A 1,320-nucleotide genomic window follows, 5' to 3' on the forward strand; every position below is an offset into this window, starting at 1 on the left:
GTGCGACGCCGGCGGGACGAGCCGCGCCCACGACGGGACGGCCACCGGCGCGACCGCGCCCGCGGTCGCCGTCGAGCGGACCCGCCACAGCGTGCCCGCCGGGGTCTGCGTCACCCGCTCCAGGCCGGGCGTCGAGTCGAGCCGGCCCACCAGGTCGTCGCGCAGCGCGCGGGCCGACGTCGCCGTCCCGGCGTCGGTCGTGGTCGACGCCACGGCCGGGACCAGCACGTCCGCGACGGCGAGGGCCGCGAGCTCGCCGCCCACGTCGCCGCCGGAACCAGCAGCCAGGCGGGCGACGAGCGCGTCGACCTCCTGCGTGGCGGCGTCCGGGCCGGTCGCCGTGGGCGCCTCGAGGTCGCCCGTGAGCGTCCGCGTCGTGGCGGCCGCGGCGACGTCGTCGAGCCGCGGCCCGTCGTCCCGCATGAGCTGCCAGGAGACGACGGGGTCCGCATCGCCCGCCGGCCGCACCTCGAGGGCGAGCACGCGTGAGCCGAGCACCGACGTCTGCGCCTGCTGCCCCACGGCCGGCACGACCGCGGAGTCCTGGGCACGCAGCGCGAGCGCGTCGCCCTCGCGCGCCTGCCACGCCCACCCGCCGAGCGCGAGCAGCGGCGCGGCGACGGACACGGCCACGACGAGCGCCGCGACGGGCTGCCGCCAGCCGAACGTCGCGGCGGCGAGGCGCTCGCGGAACCGGTCGACACCGACGACGGCGGCGGCGAGGAACCCCGCCCACGCCAGCGAGAGCGCAGGCCCGGGCCAGCCGCGCACGGCGGAGCCCTCGTCGAGCGCGACGACCACGGTGGTGCTGACGGTCGCGGCCGCGAGGCCGAGGGCCGCCACGAGCCACGACGTGCGGACCGCGCGGGCCGCGGGCCGCCCGCGGAGCAGCGCGAGGAGCGCGAGCAGGAGCACGGCCCCGCCCGTGAGCAGCGGCCACACGACGGCGGGCGTCCCCTCGACGCCCGCCGGGACGAGCGCCGCGGGGTCCGCGGGCACCCCCAGCAGCCGGGACAGGGAGGAGGCCGGTGCGGCGCCGAGCGGCAGGCCCGGGTCGGCCAGCAGGAGGCGCCAGCCGCCGAGCCCTCGACCGGCAGCCTCGACGAGCAGGGGTCCGGTGAGCGCGAGGGCCGGCAGGGCCACGAGCAGCACGCGCCCCCGCCGGCGGGGCACGGCGAGCGCGACGACGAGCAGCGCGAGGACCCCGGGCACGAGCAGCGACGGCGCGCCCGCGACGACGACGGCGAACGCGAGGGCGGCGGCCGCGGCGGCTGCGATCGAGCCCGTGGGGTCGGGGGCGCCGACGAGGAGGCCCGGCTC

At 80.9% G+C, this 1,320-nt stretch carries 1 pseudogene; it reads right to left on the reverse strand.

Features of this window, described 5'->3' with window-relative positions:
• Positions 1-1,320, reverse strand: a pseudogene (locus CBZ_RS20395) (glycosyltransferase family 2 protein); the annotation flags it as partial.

Origin of the sequence: Cellulomonas biazotea, assembly GCF_004306155.1 — a bacterium.
GTDB classification, from domain to species: domain Bacteria; phylum Actinomycetota; class Actinomycetes; order Actinomycetales; family Cellulomonadaceae; genus Cellulomonas; species Cellulomonas biazotea.